General features: G+C 32.0%; 5 protein-coding genes and 1 pseudogene. All 6 read right to left on the bottom strand.

The window, feature by feature from the left end:
* Nucleotides 1-229: pseudogene (gene escR / locus HEN33_RS24635) on the bottom strand (type III secretion system LEE export apparatus protein EscR); the annotation flags it as partial.
* 4 nt (nt 230-233) lie between these two features.
* A complete protein-coding gene (espL, locus tag HEN33_RS24630; RefSeq protein WP_183083495.1) occupies nt 234-887 on the bottom strand; it encodes a type III secretion system LEE stator protein EspL in 654 nt (217 codons plus the stop codon).
* Nucleotides 874-1,473 carry a type III secretion system domain-containing protein gene (locus HEN33_RS24625; RefSeq protein WP_000153999.1) on the bottom strand — a complete coding sequence of 200 codons (600 nt, stop codon included), beginning with the start codon at nt 1,471-1,473 and terminating at the stop codon, nt 874-876. The genes espL and HEN33_RS24625 overlap by 14 nt, the downstream gene beginning before the upstream one ends.
* Nucleotides 1,470-1,784 carry a type III secretion system filament chaperone gene (locus HEN33_RS24620; protein ID WP_000084152.1) on the bottom strand — a complete coding sequence of 105 codons (315 nt, stop codon included), beginning with the start codon at nt 1,782-1,784 and terminating at the stop codon, nt 1,470-1,472. Before HEN33_RS24620 ends, HEN33_RS24625 begins: the two co-directional genes overlap by 4 nt.
* Nucleotides 1,785-1,796: 12 nt before the next feature.
* Entirely contained in the window at nt 1,797-2,015 is a 219-nt protein-coding gene (gene escE, locus HEN33_RS24615; RefSeq protein ID WP_000628726.1) for a YscE family type III secretion system co-chaperone EscE, read from the bottom strand.
* A gap of 14 nt (nt 2,016-2,029) precedes the next feature.
* Nucleotides 2,030-2,401, bottom strand: a complete 372-nt coding sequence (gene ler / locus HEN33_RS24610) for a type III secretion system LEE master regulator Ler (protein WP_001365456.1) — start codon at nt 2,399-2,401, stop codon at nt 2,030-2,032.
* Nucleotides 2,402-2,592 lie beyond the last annotated feature (191 nt).

Raw genomic sequence — 2,592 nt, 5'->3', positions numbered from 1 at the left:
GTAATATTATCGGAGACATAATAAACATTGTCAGTATCAAAGATACTGATGTTAGCGCCATATTTGGTGGTACCTGTTGAATACCTAATGCGTTCTTCAGAATCCCCAATACAATCGAAATTTTCAGGAATGAAGTACCAATAACAACAAATATAGGCAGTAATGATAAAAGAAAAAATACAATAATTAAAAATATTGGCTGTGAGCCAATGGTCATTAATTGAGACATATCATCATTCCTGAATAATGCTAAGATAATTCTCTTTAAATGAATTCAATAAAATATTTATTTGTTCTAACGGATCTAAAGTTATTCTCATATATTCATTTTCTATTATTATCTTATTAAGTGGTGCGTCTGCATCATTAATAAGCTGTATATTATTAGCCTCTCCAGGATCAAGTTTAATGTCTGGGTTTTTAGTGATCTTAATAGCTCCAACAATATTGTTATGGGAAAGCGTTTCCCTTACGACTTCATTAAGTAAATCATCCCAATTAATTCTTGATGATGTGTCTAAAGAATGTAATGCATTAGTCAGTGACGAATGAACCTTATTCATTATGTCCTGCATTAAGACCAACTCGATATCCTGAATATCTTTAACCCATTTTATCGATTTGTTAACTTCTTTCTCTAATTTTATTTTATTATTTTTTCGAATCCTTTCTCTCATTGCCATTATTTTTCTGGCGATTTTTTTTCTGGATTCTGTCTTTAATTTTTTCGACTTCCTCCTCGCCCTCAGTAAATGTTCACATGTTTTTTTTCGAGCCAACTTGACTATATCATCAGATTGCATAATTTCCAGTAACTTATCTTCTGGTATGATATCTTCCGTAAGCACTAAATCAATTTTTATATTTTTATATTCATAAAGTTTCATAAGGCAATAAAATTTTATTAAGTCTGTTAAGAAATAAATCATTAATATGGGTTGGTTTTATTTCTCCACTTTTCGGTAAAAGATATTTGACTATAGTCCATAAGGGATTATCAGAAAATAGCCATTCAAGATTTCCTGCACCGTATTTTATCAGTTCAGAACAAAACCGTTCTTCGCCATATTCTGGTTTACATTGCCCTCCCTGCCAATAGAATGATAACTGCTTCACATTTTGATATCCTATCTCTCTGATCAGAGTTTCTCGATATAATCGTGAAAAAATATAGTCAGGGCATTGAATTTCAAATAATGCACTACTTAGAGCAAGCAATCTTATTTTCCCAATTGACTGATATAAAAAACCTTCCTTATTTATATCAGATAATTCCACTCCAGAAATTTTATCTTGTATTTCCTGACGCAATATCTTGTTGAGTTGATTACGAGTAGAACTACTTTCTCTTAAATGCCGAAAACTAACCTGATTGACACCGGTTAAATCACCTAGCCATTCATCATGGACCATCATAATTGGATAATTAATTAATTTATAATAGTTATAGTCTATTTTATTCAAAATCGTCATACTATTTTTCTATTATTTTTATTCCGTTGATTTTTTGTTGATTGGTTTTTAGATCTTGGAGGACTCATTGTCTCTATTAGTTTTTCAATCTTACTTAAGGCAGAATCATATAATTTTCGCTCTTCACCATATGTATACCCCTCAATTAATTTGTTTAATTTTTCTGCAGCCTGAGGATCTGTTTTTGCTTTTTCACTTAAAGCATTAACGTTTTCTTTTACGACATCAAATTCGGCGATTATTTTTTTTATCACCTCAATTTCTGATCTTATTTTTTTATCTAACAGTTCTCTATTTTTTGTTTGGCTCACAATACTCGTCCTCTATTTATTATTAATTCTGATTAGCATTATCTCTATGATCCTGATTGCCGCATCGCAGGCAATGAGCAGTTCCTTTGCTTCATTGTAGGTAACTTTATCCAAGGGGTGTTTCATTTTTTCATGGATTTCGTTCTTTTTGTCGTTTATTTTTTCAATGAAAATATTTGCGGCTTCTTTATTTTTTATTATTTCGTCTTCCAGTTCAGTTATCGTTATCATTTAATGATTTCATGTTAAATATTTTTCAGCGGTATTATTTCGTCTTCGGTGTCCTTCACAAGAAAATCTTCTTTCTTCATTCCATTCAACAGTGCTTCTTTAAGCCAGCGTGGCTGTCGGCCAACTCCCGACCAGGTCTGCCCTTCTTCATTGCGATAATAAACTCCTTTCGATGAGTTCCGGCGAGCAAGGCCATCATCAGGCACATTAGTATATCCCAGCTCTTGTAGGGTTATATTGTAATAAGTAATCTGCTTTTGAATCGACTCAATTACACTTTGAATTTCCTGCTCTCGCAGTCGCTTTGCTTCCTGTTGTAACACTTCAATTTGCTCAATAAGCTGAATGTATGGGCTTGTTGTGTGCGAATTAGTTTCCATATTCATAATAAATAATCTCCGCATGCTTTAATATATTAAGCTATTAGCAATCTTATCCTTATCAGGAAGGATCAACAATTAATCGAATGATATAAATTATGTGAGATAACGTTTTATCTATCAAATTAGAACACATCTACTTCATCAAACAAAATCCTTATAAAAGTTATTAATCACCGATGTATAATGTGTAAAAC

The sequence above is a fragment of the Escherichia sp. 94.0001 genome, from assembly GCF_013369155.2.
In the GTDB taxonomy this organism is placed as follows: domain Bacteria; phylum Pseudomonadota; class Gammaproteobacteria; order Enterobacterales; family Enterobacteriaceae; genus Escherichia; species Escherichia coli_F.
The sequence above is the reverse complement of the archived record's forward strand: the minus strand, read 5'-3'. Positions and strand labels throughout refer to the sequence as shown.